The 20,973-nt window shown below is 70.3% G+C and carries 1 protein-coding gene (cut by a window edge); it reads right to left on the bottom strand.

Translation table 11 applies throughout. The features are described from left to right. A protein-coding gene (locus ACT6XY_RS10035; RefSeq protein ID WP_444748192.1) for an Ig-like domain-containing protein crosses the window boundary here: on the bottom strand, positions 1-20,973 show its 5' portion. It extends 14,640 nt beyond the left edge of the window; 20,973 of the gene's 35,613 nt are visible here — the first part of the coding sequence; it begins with the start codon at positions 20,971-20,973; the stop codon falls past the left edge of the window.

The following is a 20,973-nucleotide window of genomic DNA, read 5'->3' as shown; positions in this document are numbered from 1 at the left end:
GCCAAGGAAGTTGACCGACGGTGCCGCCCGGTCCGCGGGATCGCGTACGCGCAGGACCGCGCGGGTTTCGCCAACGAAACCGTCGCGGTCGACCGCTCGGGCGACGAGTTCGTGGCGTCCGATCGTGCTCGGCGTGATAAGGACGCGCCCATCGGCACCGATCGTCAGCGGCACACCGTCGAGGGTCAACTCGGTGGATGTGATGCCAGAAAAGGCCGAGGCCAGCACACGCAACGACACCGTCTGGCCGGGCACAACGGCGAAGGACGGTGTCTGGATGATCGTTACCTCGGGGGCGACCGGCGCCTCGAGGACGCGTAATGTGAGGGGCGATGTCGCAGTCGCAAGGCCATCGGAGACGCTAACTCGGACAAGATGGTCACCGATCTGCCCCGGCGTCGGCGTCCAGTCGATGCGCCCGGTCACAGGGTCGATCCGCGCGCCTTCGGGGAGGCCGCGCGCCGAAAATGTCAGGCCGTCCACGCCGTCCGGATCTGCGACCACGGGGCTCACGGCGAAGGACCCGCCGAGGATGACGGAGCGGGCGTCGGCGGCGATCGTCGGTGGCCGGTCCACGTCGACGATGCGCACGAGCACGCCGATCTCCGCTGCCGCTCCGGTCGCGTCAGTTGCGCGGAAGCGCAGGAAATAGTCGCCGGCCTGGGCAAAGCCGGGCGTCCAGGCAAAATCGCCCGTGCGGGTGTTGAAGGTCGCGCCGGCCGGCAGCGCGCTGACCAGCGCGAAGCGCGTCGCCGAGCCGTCCGGATCGCCTGCCACCACGCGGAACTGAACAGGTGTGTCTTCGAAGCCCAGCTGCGGGGCCAGAGGTGCGAAAACAGGCGCTCGATCGACGTCCTCCACCACCAGCCGCTGGACCACGACCGCTGATCGGGCGCCGTCCGAGGCGGTCGCCGTCACGTCATAGGCCCCCGCCTGGTCGAAACCCGGGCGCCACGACAGACGCCCGGTCAGCGCGTCGATCGATAAGCCTCGCGGCGCCCCGGTGAGGGAATAGAGCAGCGGGTCGCCATCAGGGTCGATGGCGGTGAGGTCGAGCGTGAAAATCTCGTCCTCGCGAAGGCGCCTCTCCACGGCCGTCGCGAAGACGGGTGCCGCGTCGATGGCCCGGGCGATCAGCTGCAGGGTCGTCGTCGTAGTGACCGCGCGGCCGGGGTCGCCTGCGCCGCCATCGCGCGCACTCAAGGTCACCTCGATGAAGCCGGCCTCCGTCGGCGTCCACGCGAGGACGTGGCGTCCGCCCGCCTCCGGCGCCAAGGTCGCTCCCGGCGGCAGGCCCTGGGCGGTCAGCGTGGGGGCCTCACCGTCCAGGTCCGAAAGCGTGATGGTCACGCGCAACGTCTCGCCGACGACAGCGACACGCGGGGCGAGCGGCGCGAAGGTCGGCGGCGCATTCGGCGCCGTGACGCGCACGACGAACGACGTCGCCGCGCGCGCCGTCGCTGAGGGACCGTCAGGGCCGCCGTCATCGACGGCCCCGATCGTGACGAGATAGTCCCCACGATCGAGGACGCCCGGTGCCACGCGCAGCACGAGGCCGCCATCCGGCCCGGCCCGGCGCGTCATGAAGGAGCCTGCCGCCTCGATGGCGACCGGGGTGGGATCGATGTCGATCGCTGTCGACGAGCCCGAGCGCTGGCGGGTGAGCGTGACCGTCACCGGGTCACCGTCCGGATCAGCGATGACGAGGGGGATATCGAGCGTCGCCCCCGCGGCCACCGTGACGTCGGCGAGGGCGCCGATGGCGGGGGCGCGATTGAGGTTGACGACGAGGATGGTCGCCTCTGTCTCGACGCGCGCAGGCGTTCCCGTACCGCCCCCGTCGTCGACGGCCACGATGCGCACGCGGTAGGTTCCCGCATCTCCCGAGCCAGGCGTCCAGCGGAAAACACCAGTCTCGACGTCGAAGCTCGCTCCCGGCGGCAGGCCGCTCGCGGTCAGCGTGACACTCGCCGCGATCGTCTGGTTCGCGAGGAGGAGTTCGCCATCGGCGCCGCGGATCGGCGGTTCGAACAGCGGATTGTCCGGATCGAACGGGAAGGCGCGGAAGGCGACCTCCTGGCCTTCGGCAACCGACCAGACACCGAGCGGGGGCAGGACCGGTGGCGCGTTGGCGTTGATCACCTCGATGCGGCCGACCACCGTGGTGGTCAGGTCACCGTCCCCGGCAGAGAAGGGGATGTCGTAAACGCCCGCCTGGGTGAAGCCCGGCGTCCATTCGAAGAGGCCCGTCGACGGGTCGATGCTCGCGCCGGGGGGCAGGAACGCGCTGGAGAAGGCCAGTTCCTGGCCTTCCACGTCGACCGCCCGCACGGCGAATCGCAGGAGGTCGCCCTCGCGCACCACCGAGGGCGCGATCGGGGCGAGCGCCGGCGGTGCGTTCCCTGCAGCGACGACGAGGCTGATCGTCCTCTCCGCGCGCAGGACGCCGTCGCTGACGCCGACCGTCATGTCGTAGACCCCGGCCTGGCCGAAGTCCGGCGTCCAAAGGACGGCGCCGCTGGCGGGGTCGAAGCGGGCACCGGGCGGTAGTCGGCGCACGTCGAAGCGCAGAGCCTGGCCATCGGCATCGTCAGCGCGAACCGCCAGGATGAACGCCTCGCCCTCCTTCAGGAGATAGGCGGCAGGCGCGTCGGCGAAGGTCGGCGCCCGGTTGCCTCCCGTGACCGCCAGCGTGAAGGCCTGCTCGGCGAAGCCACCCCGCCGGTCGTAGACGCGCAGCGTGACCGCTTCGGCCGCCGCGGCGTCCCGACCCGGCGTCCAGGTGACGACGCCCTCAGCCGAGATGGTCATGCCGGCCGGCGCATCGAGCAGCGCGAAGCCGAGCGGTGCGACGCCGTCCGGATCGCTCGCCGCCACCTGATAGGTGTAGTCCGCGCCGACCCGCGCCTCGCCCGCCGGGACGGAGCTTATGACCGGCGCCGCGTTCGGCGGCGCGAGGCCGTAGGCACGATGGCCGATGGCCGGGCGCTGTCCGTCCGGGACGGAGATGCTGATGGTCTGCGCCGCGATCGAAGCGCCGGGGGCGAGCGCGCCGCCTGACCCGAGCGCCGCGGAAAGGTCGACGATCCAGAGCCCGTTCTCCACCGCCGCGCCCACCGCTTCGCCGCGGAAATAGGCGGCGGGGTCGAGCACGATCACCAGCGGCGCCTCCAGGGGGTCCGGGCCGATGTTTGTGAGCACCACGTCATAGGAGACCTGACCCGTCGCGCGGTCGAGGCGGGTGTTGGAGAAGGCGACCTCGAGGGTGCGGGACAGGTCGGTCGCCACCGTGAAGTTCTGATCATAGGTCCAGCGGCCTGCGACACCGCTCTCGCTCTCGATGCGCGCGGCAACGACAAGGCCGTAGGAACCGGGCCCGAGCGCCGGGAAAGCGAGGTCGACCCGCCGGGCCGCCGGGTCGTAGCTCAGCGAGGTGAACTCGATCCGCCTGCCGGTGACATCGTAGAGCGCGTAGTTCTCAGGGTTCAGGGCCGAGCCGTCGGCGCGCGGATCTGCGACCGCCATATCGGCGTCGAAGGTGACCGAGACACGTGTGATGGAGCCTGGCGTGATGGAGCCGTCGGCCGGCGTCACGGCGATCACCTGTGGAACGACAATCGGCTCGACCACGTCGACCCGGCCGGCGTGGCCGATCAGCAACCGCCCGCCCGAGGCCGGGGCGAGGCTCTCCACCCGTCCGCCGCCGACTGCGATCGCCAGGCTACGGCCGGTGGAAAGGTCATACGCGAGCACGGCGCCGCCAAGGCCCGAGACCGGATCGCCGGTCGTGCCGACGAACAGAAGCCCTGCGAGGGAAGAGCCGGCCGGGCCGAAGGCGAGGGCGTCGAGCGGTGCGTCGAGATGGGCCAGCACGGCGGCGGCGCCGGTGGCGTCGAAGACAAGGATCGTCCCGCGCTCCGGCCAGGACGTGCCGTACAGACGGCCGTCGGCCCCGAAGGCGAGGCCGTCGACCCGCTGGTCGGAGAAGGCAGCGAAGCGCCGTGTGGCGAGATCGAAAGCAGCGATGCCGTCGCCGGTGGAGACGAAGAGCCGGCCGCCGTCCGGCGAAAGGGCGAGGGCCTGGGTCACGCCCTCGCCGTAGCGGGCGAGGATGGCGCCCGAGCCCGGATCGACCAGCGCCAGGGCGCCACCGCCCGTCGTGGCCCAAAGCTGGCCGAGCCGGTCAAAGGCGAGGCCATAGAGCGGCTCCTCGGCGCTGCCGATCGGTGGGCCGACAGGCCGGCCGTCGCCTTCGGCGGCGTAGAGCGTCGCGCGGTCGGCCCCCGCCACGACCAGGATCGTACCGTCCGGCGCCTCGGCCATGGCGAGTGGCCCGACCCCGGCGAGGCTTGAGCCGAGGTCGAGGGCGAAGGCGCGCATGACGAAGGGCGAGCGTGTCGCTTCGAAGCCGGGAGCGTTCAGAGCCGCGCGCGCCGCTGGTGCGTTCTGTCGCTCGGCCACCGCGAACAGGGCGTTGGGGACGGAGGTTGGCGCCGGGGCCGGTGCGGGCGGCGGATCGGCGGGCGTCGTGGCGCCGGCGACCGGCTCACCGAGATTCGGCGCATAGCCGTCATCCGGCACAGCCGCTCCGGCAGGCGGGCGCTCGACATTTCCGGCATTGTCGGTGGAGAGGACCAGAAACTCATAAGTCGAGGCCGGATCGCCCACGAAGGTCGCGGTACTCTGGGTCGTTTGCGCGAGGAAGATCTCGAAGTCGCCGCCGTCCGCGGCCACATAGACCGTCGAATGGCGGACGCCAGAGCCGTCGTCGATCGCACGCCAGGCGAGACGATAAGCGCCCGGCACGTCGGTCGCCGGCGCGACCTGAAGTGAAGTTGTCGGCGCGCGTGCGTCGATCCGGTGGGTGACCGCCGCGGCGTCGGTCGGCGCGGCGTTGTTCATCGCCACCCGGGCTCCGGCGACGAGCTCCGCGCCCTGGGGTGCGCGTGCTCGCGCCTTGACCGAATAGCTGACCGACCCGGCGTCGGCCCCTGTCCCGGCACGCGCCAACAGTCCTGTCGACGCGTCGGCCATCATTTCGCCGGTGGCCGGGTCGATGGCCTGGATCAGCCAGGTCGCCGTGGCGGTGTCGACGTCGATTCCGGCCGAGACGCGCAGGATGAACCCACGTGAGCGCGAGAAGTCGAAATCGCCCTGGAAACGCGCCCGGTCGGACGGCACGTTGACTGTGATGTCGCCAATGCGCAGCGCGCCGAGCCGGAAGCTGCGCGGGTCGACATCCGGATCGAGGGCGGAGGTAATGCGGATCTCGGTCGGCGCCGTCGCCTCGGCGGAGGGATTGGCGAAGCGGATCTGGTACGGGAGGTCCCGCCCGACCGGCACGTAGCCCTGCGGACCGTAGCCCTGAGGGCCGATGACGGCCGCCTCAGCGCCGGCTGCGGCGGCCTCCTCGAGGAAGCGGCCGAGCGCGAGCGCCTGCAAGTCGCCGGCCGAAGCATCAGAGCCGAAATCTGGCAGGCGCGCGGTCCCGTCGGCCCCGATCCAGGGCGCGAAGACGTTGAAGGTCTGGAACGTCGTACGCTGCGAAAGGCCAAGGTCGAAAGCGGAAAACGCGGGCAGAGCCGGCACGGGGATGGAGGCCGACCCGGAGCGGCTTTCGCGCACGTCGTAGCGGACGATCGGCGCGCGCTGGCTGTCGTCCGAGCCGTACCAACGCTTCACCTGCGCGAAGAAACCGGCGAGGTCGCCGTCGGTGCGGATTTCGGCGCCGGCCGGGCCGAGGAGCAGGCCGGACGACAGCATCGCGGCCAGGCCGACGACCCTGGGCTCGAGGCGCGCCGGCGGCGCGTCACCCTCGGGGCGCAGGAGGCCGGCATCTTCCAGCGCGGCGAGATATCCGTCACGCCAGAGATCCTCGTCACCGGCGAGCACCATGAGCGCCGGATGGGCGGTGCGATCAGCCAGCACGGCCTGGCGCAGGGTCTCTGCTGCGCGCGTCTGCTCCGCGACGAACTCCGCGCGTGTCATCGGAGTAGCGGCGGCGACGACATTGAACTGGAACGGCGCGAAGGCCGCACGATCGACGTCCACCACCTCCAGGCGGGGATCCTCGAAATAGATGGCGAGTTCAGGGAACTCGCGCTTCAGGTCGACCAGACCGGCGCCGAGACCATCGCGGTCGGCGAGCGCTGGAAACTGGGCGTAGAGCGCGGTCTTCAGCCCTTCCAGGTCGCGATTGATCAGCGCGCTGAGGCCGGCATAGGTCTGCGCGGTGAAGGTGAGCTGGACCGAGTCGCGCGTCGCCACATCGTAGACGTAGCCGGGGGCGAGCAGGTAGCCGTCGAGGTTCACCTCCGGATCGAGACTGGCCCACGCGACGTCGGCGGAGGCCTCGCCCTCGGGCCCGCCTCTGACGTTGGTGGCGAGCGTGACGAACGGCAGGCCGAAGATCTCCTCCGCCCCGCCCATCTCCGGCAGGCCGAAGGCAAAGCGCACATAGGGCGTGTCGATGTTGGTCAGGCTCTGGAACGTGACGCCATAGGCGCCGGCGGCACCGGCAGCGACGACGCGGGGGCCGCCGAGCCCGACCGTGGCGTCGAGCGGCAGCGCGCGCTGCACCAGATAGCGATAGGGTTCGACCACCGAACTGCCGTCCGGATTCCGCACGACGACGTCGTAGAGCCCCTTCGGCGCGTCCTTGAAGTCGAAGACGGCCACGATGCGTGTGGCATCGACCACGCGCACGGACACCGGTTCGATCTCGGCGAAGCCCGGGCGGACCAGCGAAAGCACCGAGGTTTCGGCCACGCTCGGTCCGGCACGGAAACGCGCTCCATCGACGACCAGCGTGACGAAGCCGTCGTCGCCGCCACGGTCGGTGGTCACTGACGTGATGCTGAGCGGCAAGATCGCGGCGGAGAGCCCGATCGCGGTGTCGGCGGCAGGTTGCTTCACGCCGCGAACCAGCAGGTAATAATCGCCCGCGAGCGTGGAGGGGACGATAGCGGTCGCGTTTGCCGACAGCGGCGAGCGGATGGTTGCGTCATAGGCGAAGGGGGTCGGCGCGTCGCCATAGCGCAGATAGATCTCATTCTCCGCGGCAGCGGCCTCCGTGGTCAGTTTGACCTGCAGCGTTTCACCGGCGCCGACCGAGATGCGGTAGAGCTGGTCCTCTCCCGTTGACAGTTCAGCGGCAAGCGGCGCCCCGATGCGCAGTTCGGGGACCGAAACCGCAATCGTCTCCTGCGATGCGGCGAGGTCGTTGAGTGTTCCGTTCGGAACCTGCGCTACCTGTCCGCGCGCGTCCGTGCGCACGATCACGCGGTAATCGCCCTCGGCGACCGGCGGCGTCACGCCATCGAAACGGCCCTGATAGGCGCCGCCCGCAGCGAGGCCCCCCGACCGCGCGACGCGGCCGATGAGGACGTCGTCCGATCCGAACAAGGCGTCGCGCGACAGGTAGAGCGAATCCGTCCAGCCGGCGGCAACCGTGGCCTCGCCCTGGTTGGCCACAGTCCAGGTCACCGTGATCGGCCCACCGGAGAGGCCGCCGCCCTGTGCGCGCACCTCGCCGACGACGAGGTCCGCCGGCGGCGGCGCCTCGATCAGCAGGGGTGAGGCGCTGGCACGCGCGTTGTTCGCCTCGGCCCCCGGCTCGCGCAACCGGCCATAGGGCGCGGTGGCACTGGCCGGATCGGTGACGGCGACGACGCGCCAGGCACCCAGGGCGGTCGCAGGAAGACGCGTGACGAGCCGGCCTGTCGCGCTCTCTCCGGGGCCGAGGGCCCCCTGATGTTCTGTGGCGCCGAGATAGAGATCGTTGGCGACGTCGAGGACATCGTCGCGGGATAGGTAGAACAGCGTCGGCCATCGGGCCGCCGACGGATCGGTGGCGCCGCCGCCGACATTGGCGATGGCGAAATCGATGGTGATCGTCTCGCCAGCGCGTGCGCGATCCGGTGCGGCCAGCGCGGTGACCCGGAGGTCCGCGGTCGGCCGGGCCTCCAGCGTCACCGGCGCGGTGCGCTGGTTGTCGCCCTCGTCACGATATTCGGCGACGACGCCCCAGCCAGACGAGAGGCCGGGCATACTGGGGCCGATGTCGCTCTTGCCGCCGCCGCCCGGCCCGTAAGTCGCGTCGGCCGCGACGATGAGGGTGAACGCGCCCGATACGCCGATGGGGGCAACCACCCGCGCGCGTCCCGTGTAGCTCGCCCCCGGTGCGAGGCTCCCCGCGCGGTCCACGGAGCCGAGGAGGAGGTCGCGCTCGTCAAGCGAGCCGTCGCGGGAGAGAACGATCCGGTCGGTCCAGCGATCGACACGGGTCTCGCGCGCGCCGGCATTGCGCACTGTGAAAGCGACGTCGAACGCCTCGCCGGCACCAATGGTCGTCGGCGTCACAACGAGGTCGTCGATCACGAGGTTCGGCTCGACATAGCCGATCCTGACCTCGCCGCGACCGACATTGTTCCCCGCACCTGCAGCGCCCTCGAACACGCTGGTGGAGTAGAAGGTGCGAGCCGCCTCGTTGGAGCCGGCCGTCGGCTCGGCCGCCGGCGCGAAGCCGCGGCCGAATTCGTCGACGGAGGCGTCCGCGATGACGTGGACGAAATAGCGCCCGTCCAGCCCGGCCGGCACATCGACCTCGAGCGAGGCGGCGTAGCGCTCGCCAGTGGCGAGGCCACCCGCCGCTCCGTGTGCCAGGGTCCCCACCCAGACGGCGCGGGCCGGATCGAACACCGGATCGGCAGAGATCAGCACCGCGTCGCGCCAAAGCCGCGTGCGGGCATCGACAGCCGCGCCGTCGTTGCGGACGACCCAGCTCACCGAGATCCGCCCTCCGGAGGCGACGTCGCCCGGCGCTGTGGTCACGCTTTCGACGACGAGGTCCGCCGGCGAGGCGGTCGCCTCGGTGTCGGCCCGGCCGACGTTGTTGTTCCGGTTGGTCTCGGGTTCCGCCCGGGTGCCGACGTTGAGACGCACGAAGACGTAGCGGCCGGTGAGAGCCGGATTGGGCTCTACCGTCAGGCTTGCCTGGTAAAGGCCGCCGGCGAGCAGCGGCCCGGCGCGGCTCGCGCTCCCGAGCGACCAGACCGTCGCCCCGGATGAGTCGAGCGTCGGTCGGTCTGAAAGGAGAACCTCGTCGACCCAGCCATCGGTCGGCTGCAAGTCGCCAGGTCCGATATTCTCCACGGTCCAGGCGATCGTCATCAGGTCGCGATCGGACTCCACCCGCGGAGAGGCCGTGACCGCGGCGACGCGCAGGTCAGGCAGAGCCGGAGAGAAGCCGATGACATCGACGGCGCGGCCCTTGTAGTTGTTGTTGTCGAACTCGTTGGGATCATCCGGGTTGATGTTGATCGCCAACGTGTCTTCGGTCGCCTGACCGGCCGGATTGGTCCAGGGGGTGATGAAATAGCGTCCCGAGGGCAGGTCTTCCGGAAGACGCACGGTCAGAACGACCTCGTAGTGATCGCCGACTGCGAGCGCGCCCTCATGGGTCGCCGCAGCGAGGAGACGCGCGCTGTTGCCTTTGGCGAAGTCGACACCGCCGGGATCGGTCTGCTTGGGCGCAGTATTGGGCCGGCGCGCGTCCAGCGCGACCCACACCGTATCGGTCCATTGCGCCTCGGCGGTGGTGGCGGCGCCGAGATTGGAAACGCGGAAGCGCACCTCGATCTCGCCGCCGGCCACAGCCTGCGTCGGCGCCACCACGTTGGAGACCACGAGGTCAGGCTTCGGGACACCGGCGACAACGATCTTCTGGGCCCGGACGTTGTCTGCGTCTGCAGGGTATTCGTCGAGTTCGCCGGCACCGTCGGCAACGACAAGAATGTAGGCATCGCCACCGAAGCGGAGGGGAATGGCGCCGGTGCGGGAGGCGGAGAGGTAGGTCTCCCCGGGCGCAAGTGCCTTGGGATTCTCGATGGTGTCGATCAGGATGTCGTCGGCACCGAGTTTGTCGTCGAGCGAAAGATAGACCCGGTCGCGCCACAGCCCGGCGGCGATGGCTGTCCCGACGTTGGCCACGGTAAAGGATGCCGCCACCGTGCCGCCGGCAGTCGGCGAGGGGGAGGGCGTCACCGCCGTCGCCTGAAGGTTTGGTCGCGGCTGCAGCGCCACAGCGAGCGTATCCGGGTCGGCGAGCGAGTTGTCGCCGCGGTCCCCGGGGTTCTCGAACAAGCCGCCGTCGGCGTTGGTGGTCACCACCAGCCGATAGACGCCCTCCAGGCGCGCCGGCAATCTGAAGCGCTCGGTCCGCTGATAGATCTCGCCGGGCGCCAGCGTGCGTTCGTTGCGAAAATCGCCGACGATGATGGGCGGCAGACCGGCCGCCACCGGCTGAAGATAGGCCCGGTCGGACCAGGCGCCGGCCGCTACCGCAGTGCCGTCATTGCGCACGCGCCAGGCGAGATCGATGAAGTCGCCCTCGCGCGCGGTATCCACCGTCGCCACCTCGGTGACGATCAGGTTGGGGGAAGCCGACAGGACCACGTCAACCGGCAGCAGCGCCGAGCGGTCGTTGGCCTGGGCACCGAACTGGAAAGGCGCGCGCAGGCCCTGGGCGGTGGCGACTTCGACATAATACCGCCCGGCGATGCCGTTCGGCAGGACGAAGCTTGCCGCGCGCCGATACTCGCCGCCGGGGGTCAGCGCCCCGAGCGTCTGAAGCTGCAGCGTGGCCACGCGTGTCAGACGCTGCGGATCTGCATAAAGCGAGATCACGTCCTCCCAGTCGCCGGTCGAGGTCGCGCCTGGCCCCTCGTTGACCACGCGCCAGTTCACCCGGATCGCCTGGCCGCTTGCGCCCACCGCGTCGGCCGTCACGTCGCGCACGGCAAGGTCCGCCGCGGGAATAGGCATGACGTCGATGCGCGTCGGCGTGCGGGCGACGTTGTTTGCCGTCGCGCCGTTCTCGAAAACCCCTCCCGCACGATCGGCGACGACAAAAAGATGCACCGATCCGGAGAAGCCCTGCGGGAAGACCACCTCGCGCTCCGCGCGGTAACTCTCTCCGGGGCCGAGCGCGCGGATATTGGCGACGCTGGCGAGAACGATGTCGTCGCCGTCGCCGAGCGTCTCGTTCGCGGAAGCGATGATCGTGTCGGTCCAGAAGCCGGACGTCCCGGCCGCCGCTCCAACATTGCTGACGGTCCACGACACCGTCACGAGAGCCGGGTCGCGGACGGTCAGGGGCGGCGCGGTCACGGCGGAGACGGCAAGGTCGGCATGCGGCGCGGTATTCGCGGCGAGGATGCCGCTTGAGCCGACATCGTTCGCCCGGCTGGTCTGGCCGGCGAGCCCGGTGTCGTCGGTGCGTACGAGGACGCGCCATTCGCCGGGTGCCAGGCCCAGCGGGCTGGTGACCGAAAGCGAGGCGTCGTAGGCGGCGCCGCCAGGAAGATCGAAGCGGCGCACCACCTCTCCGAGGCGAAGATCGTCGGGTGAGATCGTCTCGTCCCGCGACAGGAACACCGCATCGACCCAGGGCTGGGCGGCGGCGACCGTGCCGAGGTTGCGCGTGCGCCACGCGACCATGAGCGACTCGCCGGTGACCAGCGTTCCAGGCGCCGTCACCGCCTCGACGGTCAGGTCGACGGTACGCCCGACCACCGACAGCGGGCGGGGGGCCGAGCGGTTGTCGGCGCGCGTGTCGGGCTCGTTCACCGTGCCGAGCGCATCGGCGATCACGACGACGTCGTAGGTGCCGGCAAAGTCGATCGGCACGGTTCCTTCCAGCACGCCGTCGTAGGAATCGCCCGCGGCCAGGGGCCCGGCTCGGTCGATCGCGCCGAGGACCGTCTCCTGCCGGCCGCCGGGACCGTCCCGCACGAGCATGAGCCGGTCGGTCCAGCTTGCGGCGTTGGCCGCGACCACGCCGGCATTGGCAACCTGGTAGGCGACACGCAACCGCTCGCCGGCGGCGAGCGCGGTGGGTGCGTCCAGCAGGGTTGCGCGCAGATCGGCATAGGCACGCGGCTCGCCGACGACGCTGATCTCGGCCACGTTGTTGAATTCGGCGGTGCTGCGGGAGTTGACCTCCACAAGCGTGCCGGCTCCCGTCGGACCCTGATCGGCGACGACGCGCACCAGCAGCGGGCCCACCGCGCGACCGCCGTCCGGCAAGCGGAAGGTGAAGCTGCGCTCGGCGGCAGCGCCGGCGGCGAGGCCGGCCGGCAGTGCTGACGTCACGCCATCGAACAGGATCTCGAACGTGTCGGAACGGAAGACCTGAACGCGGTCGACCACGGCGGCGCCGGTTGCGGCCGTGCCGGCGTTGCGCTCGCTCCAGCGGATCGAAACGTCGGCGCCGGCCTCGACCCGCGGCGAGAGGACTGCCAGCCCTTCGACCACCAGATCGGGCGCCGACAGGACGGTTGCCGCCAGCCGGTTGTCGCCCTCGCCGGCGCCGGAAGCAGAGCCCTCGGTCACGGCCCCGTCCACGTCCACGTCCACGACGAATTCGAACAGGCCGCCAGCAGCCGACCCCGTCGGCCAGACGATCTGGACCGAGCGGGCGGCTTCCGTGCCGGGCCCGAGTGCGGCAGCGGCGGCGCCGTCTACCGTGACCGCGGCGAGCGCCACCTGGGCGCCGGTCGTGAGGTTGCGCACGCTCAGACGCTCGCGCCACCCGCCAGATGCGGCGACGACGCCGACGTTGGCGGTGAGCCAACTCACCGTCGCCGTCGAGCCGGGGGCGAAATCACCCGCCGGGGTCACGGTCAGGCCTCGCGAGACGAGATCGGGATAGGCGGCTAGCGTCGAGGAGAAGCTGGCGCGCGCGACCCCGTTCATCTCGGCACGCAGATCGGGTCCGCCCTCCGGCAGGTCCGCGTCGAGGTCGGACGCGACGACCACCTCGAAGCTACCGACGCCGCGCAGGCCGGACGGCATGCGTACGATCGCCTCGCGCTCGATGTAGGAACCAGCGCCGAGCGGCGGCCCGGCGGGCGTTGCGACGAGCGTCACCGCGACGATCTCGCCGGTCGTGGTGTTGCGCACGAGTACCCGGTCGGTCCATCCGAGCGCAGCCGGCGCATCCCCCTGGTTGAGGTCGCGCCAGACGATGCGCAGCGAGGCGCCGCTCTCGATGATGGGCCCTGCGAGCGGGGTCACCGACAGGCCTTGCGGCACCAGGTCCGGGCCGCTGCGCGGCACCGCTACGGCGCGCAGCCCGGTGTCGTTGAGCGGCGAGGGCACGATCAGGAAGGAATAGGCCTGCGGTGCGACTTGTCCGACTGCGCCATCGACAGCGAGGACATAGCGCCCGGTTGCCGGCATGAGACGTGGGCCGATATCGCCGATGCCGCCCGGATTGGCGATCTCCGCCCCGGCAGGGCCGTAGAGCCGCCAGGAGGCAGTGCCCGTCGCACCATAGGAATCGAAGTACAGGCGGTCGCCGGCTTCCGCCTCGAAAGCGTGAAGCTGGAGTCCCGACCCCGGATTGAGCACGCCTTCCACGGGAGCGCCGATCGGGACAAGCGCCGCTGCACCCATATCCACGAGCCGGAAGCCGAAAGCGCCCGTGCGGTCGTCGGAGCGCTCGATGATCAGGGTGTGGCGGCCAGGACCCAGCCGGATCGGCCCGGCGCCGAGGCCATCGCTGGTGAAGCCGCTGGAGTTCACCACAGTGCCGGACGGGCCGAACAGGCGCCAACGGGCCGAACCGTCATTGGTGAAGCTGTCGAAGAAGATCGTCCGCGCCTCGGTCAGGTCGAGGACGTAGCGCATCGCCGCACCGGGCGCGGCGATCATGTCGGTCACGCTCTCGTCGAGCGCGATCGTACGCCCTCCGAGCGGAGCGGGGGCGGCGCGAAACGTGTAGTCGGTCGGTTCGGCGCTGCTCGGCGACCCCTCGACGACGATCGTGTAGGCCCCGGTGAGCGCCAGGGTGACCGGTGTCATCGGAGTCCGCAGATTGGCGGAGAAGACGCGCGCACCCGCGGGGTCGATCAGGCTCCAGTTGACGGTCCACCATTCGCCGCCGGTCACCGTCAGCCCCTGCAGAAGCACGCGGTCGCCGGCCTCGGCGTTGAAACGGTGCAGGGCCGTGCCGGCGCCCGGCTCGAGGCGGCCGGCGACGGTCCCGCCGAGCGCCATTGCCGGCGCAACCATGAGGTCGTGGAGCCGGAAGGCATAGGCCGGCGTCTGGTCGCCCGCCGCCCACACCGTGAGCCGGTAGGTCCCTGCCGCCAGCGGGACCAGTGAGGAGGTGCCCCGGTCGTCGTCGAAGGCCCGCGTCGGAACGACCACACCGTCGGGGCCTGTCAGCTCGCGGAACACGGTTCCGCCGCCGACCAGGGCGTCGAAGGCGACGATCGTCGGTGCGGAGAGCGTGAAGGTGTAGACGTCGCGCTCGCCCGGTGCGCCGATAGCGGCGTTCACCCCGGTTCCGAGCATCAACGGCGTGTCCGAGGGCGGCGACAGGGCGATGGCGAAGCGAAGGCTCGCCGACAGGCTGCGCGCGGCCGATCCCTGGATGAGCAGCGTGTAGCTCCCGCCCGCTGGGAGCATGGTCGGGCCGAAATCGGTCAGGCTCCCGCGGTCGATGAGTTCTCGCCCGTCCGGGCCGATCAGCCGCATCCCGAGTCCGCCCTGGCCGTTATCGTCGAGCGACTTCAGGTCGAAGAAGAAAAGGTCGCCGGCCGCCGCCGTGAACCGATAAGCGAGCGTGGCGGAGCCGGGATCGACGGTTGCGTCCACCGCCACGCCGGAGCCGAGCGGTTCCGCGCCCGCGAGGTCGATCAGGCGGAAAGCATAGGCACCGGTGGCCGCGCCCGTGCCGGCCACGCGGAACCGATAGGTCCCGGCCGGAAGGTTCAGGACGTCCCGCGTACCCGGCCGGCCGACCGGCTGATAGGCCGTTTCGTCGCCCACTGAAAAGGCGCGCGGGCCAACCTCCGCGCCAAACGGGCCGTCGAGCGACCATAGGAGGTCGGAGCGGTTGGTCAGGCTGTCGAAGGCGAGCCGCGCGGGCGCCGCCAGCGTTACGACGAAGTCGTCCTGTTCGCCGGCCAGGCCGATGGAGCCGGCGGCAACCACCCCGAGCGCCAGGGGCGTCCCCGAATAGGCGGGTGGTGTTGCGCGTCCGCCCGTTGCGAGCGTGAAGCCGTAGTCGATTGGCGCCGTGCGCGCGGTCGAGCCTGCGAGAATCAGGCTATAGGCGCCGGTCTCGCGCGCCACGAGATCGGTCAGGTCGAAAAAGCCGGTGTTGACCACGACCTCGCCCGACGGCGCGACAAGCAGCGTCTGGATCTCACCGGCGGAGGCGTTGGGGAGAACACGCTCCCCGAGGCTGAAGCGGTCGCCTGCGGTCAGGTCGATCCGATAGACGATCGCGCTGCGGCCGGGCTCCAGCCGGCCGTCGACCGGCGCCCCGAACCCGACGGGCGCGCCGGCCCCCACGTCGAGGAGGCGGAATGAGACCGTGCCGAGCGTCGTCGGCCCTCCTCCGCGTACCTCGACGCGATAGTTCCCCGCCTCCAGCCGCAAAAGACCGGCAAGCGCCGCCTCGCCGCCGAAGCCCGTGCGCGGCGCGAGCACACCGCCCGGGCCGAGGATCGACCAGGTGAAGGAATTGTCGTTGGACAGGCTGTCGAAGAAGACCGTGGTCGGCGAGGTGAGTGTGAAGTCGTAGAAGCGCGCGCCACCGGGAGAGTCGATCGTCGCCTCGACGCGCTGGTCAAGCACCAGGGGCGCGGTACGGTCGACGGTGCGGCCGATGCGGAAGCCGAACGGCGTGTCCGCAATCGCCGCCGGCGGCCCTTCGACCATGACGACGATGCGGCCTCCATGGGCGAGGGTCGTCACACCCGATGCCGCGAAGGATGACTGGATGGGGAAGCCAGTCGCCCACTCGTACAACCGGACTTGGACGTCGCCGGACGGTACCTGCGTCGGCAAGAACACGATGCGTTCGCGAGGCGCGGCGTCGAAGGCGTAGAAGCGCGTGGCCGCGCCCGGCGACAGCACGTCTGCCACCGTCTCGTCGAGGGCGATCTCGCGGGCCGTTGCGACCACGTCGACCAGCCTGAAGCCATAGCTGCCCGACCGGACGCTCCACCAGGGCGTGCCGACCGACAGCGCGTAGTCGCCGGCCGGCAGATAGAGGAGCGAGCTGGCACCGCGGTCGTTCGAGAAGGTGCGCTGGTCGACGACGACGCCTTCCGGGCCGGTCAGCGTCCAGGTCATCTCGGAATCGTTGGTCAGGCTGTCGAAGTAGACGAGCCTCCCCTCGGAGAGCGTGAACGCGTATTGGTCGCGCTCCCCCGGGGAGGAGAGGGCGGCATCGACCCGCGAGCCGAGCACCAGGGTGTGGCTCTGCGGTTGCGAGGCGTGGAGACGGAACGAGAAGTCCATCGGCGTGACGTTGTCGGGACTGCCCTCGACGGCGATCAGATAGCGCCCTGCCGTCCAGGCGCCGCCAGCCAACTGGTCGTTGAAGAAGTTGGCGAAGGTCTCGGCGCCTGTCGGATCGTAGATGCGGAAGGTCGCACCGCTGGGGCCGGAGCGCGACAGGACATCGAGGGCCAGGGCGTCGCCGGCCTGAAGGTCGATAGCGTAAAGAACCGTGCCCGCTGCCGGATCGAGACGGCCGGTCACCGTCGCGCCGGGCGTGATGGAAGTCGGCGCGCCCGCGTCGATCAGCCGGAAGGAGAAGTCGCCGACGGCCGCCGATGGCCCGTCGACGGTGAGGACATAGTCGCCTGCCGGCAGGAGCAGGAGCGAGCCCGCGCCCCGGTCCTGCGCGAGAGTGCGATAGCCGGCAGCGAGCCCGGCGGGTCCGGCGAGCGACCAGCCGATCTGGTTCTGAGCCGTCAGGCTGTCGAAATAGAGCCGCGTCGTCGTATCAAGGCGCAAACGGTAGAGACGCCGGTCGCCGGGCGCATCGATCGCACCGGTCACGGTTGCGCCGAGCGAGATATCGGTGGCGATATCGGCGGTCTTGCGAAGCGCGAAACCGATGTCGATGGCGCTGATCGGCGGGGCAAAGGTGAGATTGCCGTAGAAGACCACGCGGTAGATGCCGCTCGTGGTCAGCGCCTCGCTCTCGTAGTCGCCGACCGTCTGCGAGAAAAGCGTGCGCCCTTCCGGGTCGATGATTTGGACGGACGAGCGATACCAGTCGCTGGTCACCGTTCCGGCGTCGAAGAACAGGCGCTCGCCTGCTGCGGCCGTGAACGTGAAGCTCGCCACCGGCTGGCTGGGCGTCAGCCTCACCGTCGTCGGAGCCCCGAACGTCAACGGCGTCGCCGCCGCCGATATGTCGATCGCCCGAAAGCGGGCGACGCCCGTCGCGTCGCCGATGCCGTCGACGGTGACGCGATAGGTCCCCGGCGCCAAGGTCGTGCGAAGGAAACCGGGCGAGGAATTGGCGTCACCGAACGGCCGGCGGTTGATCGTCGCCGTGTCCGGCGGGTCGCCCGCGACGGGTCCATTGCTGGCCTCGATCGTCAGGGTGAAGCGCGGGTCGGGCGTCAGGGGCGCGAAGACCAGCGTCGTCGTGGCATCGAGCGTCAGGTCATAGACCGCCGTTTCCCCGGGCCGGGCGATTGTCGCGACAATCTCCTCGCCGCGAGTCAGGGGCGCGCGCGTCTCGGCCGGTTTGATGAGGCGGACGTCGATGTTGATCGCCTGAGAGGCCAGACGCGCGCGCTCCAGGAGCGCCAGATAGGTCCCGGTGGAAACCAGCCGGCGGGGCTCGAGGTCCTGAACGGCCCCCTGATAGACGAGCCGCCCCCCGGGATCGAGGATCTTCAGCATGGAGGCCGAAGCGTCGGCATCGCGCACGCGCATGTCGAGGCCGAGGAGCTCTCCGGCTGCCGCATCGAAGGAGAATGCCTGCACGGCCCCGTTGGAAAGCACGGTGGCGAGCATTGCCTGCCCGTCGACGAAGGGCAGAGGCGTAGCGGCGGCGGCGTCCAGCATGCGGAACGAGAAGTCGGCGCCGGGCGAGGCCGTCACTTTCAGAACATAGCGCCCGGCCGGCAGGTCGAGCGCCTCGCGTGCGCCGGCGCCGATCACCGTATAGGTGTCCGACAGGGTCCTGTTGAAAGGCCGGGCCGAGATCTCGCTGCCCCACGGGGCATCGACCGCCACCGTCGCGCCGTCGCCGCCGGACAGGGCGTCGAACACGACGCGGGTCGGACCGGCAACATCGAAGACGAAGGTCTGCGGCGCGCCCGTTCCCACCCCGTAGACTGTGTCGCCGAGCGCGAAATCCGCCGGGGCTGCAGCAGGCGGAGGCGCCTCTGCCGGAACGGCCGGCGTCAAGCCCTCGACCACAAGCGTGTAAGGCAGGTCGACGCCCCGATCGCCCGCCGACAACACGATGTAGAGCCGGCCGCCGTCGATTGCTTTGACCGTGAATGGCGCCGGATTGGTCTCCGAGGCAAGGGTTCGGCCGGCCGCGTCAACCACAGTCGCAACGATGTCGCCCCCGCCGCGCTGCACGTCGAGGCGAAGGCGGTCGCCTGGCGCGACATCCACCTGATAGAAGTCCACGCCATCGGCTGCGATCGTCGCCTGGACCGCCGCGTTTGCAAAGAGTTGGCTTCCTTGGTCGAGGTCGACAAGGCCGAACTGGAAGAAGGCTGACCCGCTGTCCGCCGCGCCTCGGTTCTCCAGCACCAGCTCGTAGCGCCCCTCGCCCAGTGTGATCGCACCGCGCGCGCCCATGAACGAGCCGCCATAGGGTGACCCGTCGTCATTCAGGAGACGCTCGTCGACCACGGTCCCGCCGGGGCCATCGATGCGCCAGACAATCGGCGAGCCGTCGGGGACGCGGCCGTCCATGACGTACCGGCGCGTCTCGCCGGCGGGAACCTCGAATACGAATCCCGTCGACCAGCCTGGATCAAGGTTGAAGTCGAAATAGAATCCGGGGTCGTAATTCGGATCGGGGAAGCTCCGCACATCGTCACCCGGCCGCTCCACGAACAGATAGAGCGTTGGGGCCGGGCCGCCGTCTTCAGGGCCGAACAAGACGAGCTGGTAGGTCCCGGCGTCGCGTGCCGTCAAACTCCGGCCGAAGGAGAAGGCATCATTGAACTCCTGGAGGTCACCGTCGAAGATCGCACGTCCATCCGGCGCGATCAGGCGCGTGCGCGTCCGGTCCCAGCCATCCGTCCCGCCGATAAACTCGAAGCGGATGCGCTCGCCCACGGCGAGGTCGAAGCGCTGGACCGCCGTGGCAGCGGCCTCATCCAACGCGAGCGTTGTCTCGCCATCGTCGAGCAGCGGCGCAGCGATCAGGTCGAGAAGCCGCAGCCGAAAGTCGCCGCCAGCGACGCCCTTGACGTCGATCCGATAGAGCCCGGCGGCCAGCGGCACGGAGTCGGCAGCGCCCGCCTCGTCGAGGGCGTACGATGCGCCGTCGCTTCCAGCCGCAACCGTCCGGTCGAGGATCAATGCCCCGGTCGGCCCATGCAACGAGACCGTGACGCCGGGAGAGTCGGCCAGGGTATCAAGGACGGCGCGGGTCGGCGTGGCGACGTTCAGGACGTAGGAGACCGTCTGGCCCGCTGCGACTGCCCCGGCGAGAGTTTCGCCAAAGGCTACTTCGACGCTGCCGGGGTCGACGACCACCGGCCGGTCGTTCAGCCTGAACCCATAGTCCACCGGCGACGTCAGGGACAATGCGCCCTCGACCAGCAGCGAATATGTCCCGCCGACGCGCGCCACGACGCCGGTCTGGCCGACGAAGCCCGACCCGAACACGGGCCGCCCGCCCGGATCGTACAGACGCAACGATACTGACGAGGCAGCAGCTCCCGCCAGCGTCTCGGCTACCAGATCGAAGCGGTCGCCGGCGGCCAGATTCAGACGATGGACGGCAAGGCTCGCGCCAGGCTCCAGCCGGCCGTTCGTCGTCGTCCCGAGCGAAAGGCTCGCGCCGGCCGACAGGTCGACGAGGCGGAAGGCATATGTTGGTGCGTCGAGCCCCACACCATCGAGGATCAGGCGATAGATGCCAGGCGCGAGGTCGAATGGCACCAGCCCGGTAGCGCCATCCGCCGTCATCGTCGACGGGCCAAGCACCCGTCCGGCGGGCCCTTCGATACGCCAGGAAATGCGGCTTTGCGCGGCGAGCAAGTCGAGCGCGAGGCTCTTCGCCTCCGTCAGGCTGAAGCGATAGGCGTCCTCCGCGCCGGGGCTGCTCAACGCATCCGCATAGGTCTGTCCGAGGATCAGGTCGCGCGCCACATCGATCGTCCGCGACAGCGTGAAGCCGAAATCGATGGGTCCGGTCGTGCCGAAGCGGCCTTCTACGGCGAGGACATGCCGGCCGCTCTCGCGAATGGTCACCGGCTCGACGTCGTCGAAGCTCTGCTGGAACAGCTGGTCGCCGGTCGGGTCGAGCAGGCGCCAGGTGACCTGTCCCGCGCCCGCGCCGGACAGCATCGTCCGGTCGAAGACGAAGCGGTCGCCGGCCGTCGCCTCGAAGGCGTAGAGCCGCGTCTCGTCTCCCTCCTCCAGCCGTCCGGCCGTCGCCCCTCCGGGCGCGACCGGGGCGGCGTCCGCGAGGTTTTCCAGCGCGAAGCGATAGGCGCCCGTGGCGCCGGCCGTTCCCTCGACGCTGATCGTATAGGCGCCGGAGAGAAGACGGATCGTCGGGGCGTCAGCGCGGTTTGCGCCGTCGGTGCGGTCGAAGGCGCGCGGGGCGACCGTGACGCGACCCAGCGCGTCAGTAAGGCTCCAGGTCAGCGACCCGCCGGCCAGCGCGTCAGCCAGAACCAGCGTCGGTTCTGCGACCTCGATGGCGTAGCGGTCCACCTCGCCCGGAACGTCGATGGCGCCGTCGATCGGCAGGAGACTCGCCGACAGCAGGAGGCGTGGCTCAATGGTCTCGGCAATCGCGCGGGTCGAGGCGGAGTCGCGGATATGCGTTGCAGGGCGTCGGCCGAAGCCGGCGGCGCGGAACAGTCGATCGAGCAGGGCCTCGCGGGAGCGGCCGCGTGTCGGCGCGGCCGAAACCGCCCCGTGCAGCGTCTTGTCCCTCTTGCGAGCCAT

The organism is Phreatobacter sp. (assembly GCF_052440005.1).
Taxonomy (GTDB): Bacteria; Pseudomonadota; Alphaproteobacteria; order Rhizobiales; family Phreatobacteraceae; genus Phreatobacter.
This window is presented reverse-complemented; position numbering and strand designations above follow the sequence as displayed.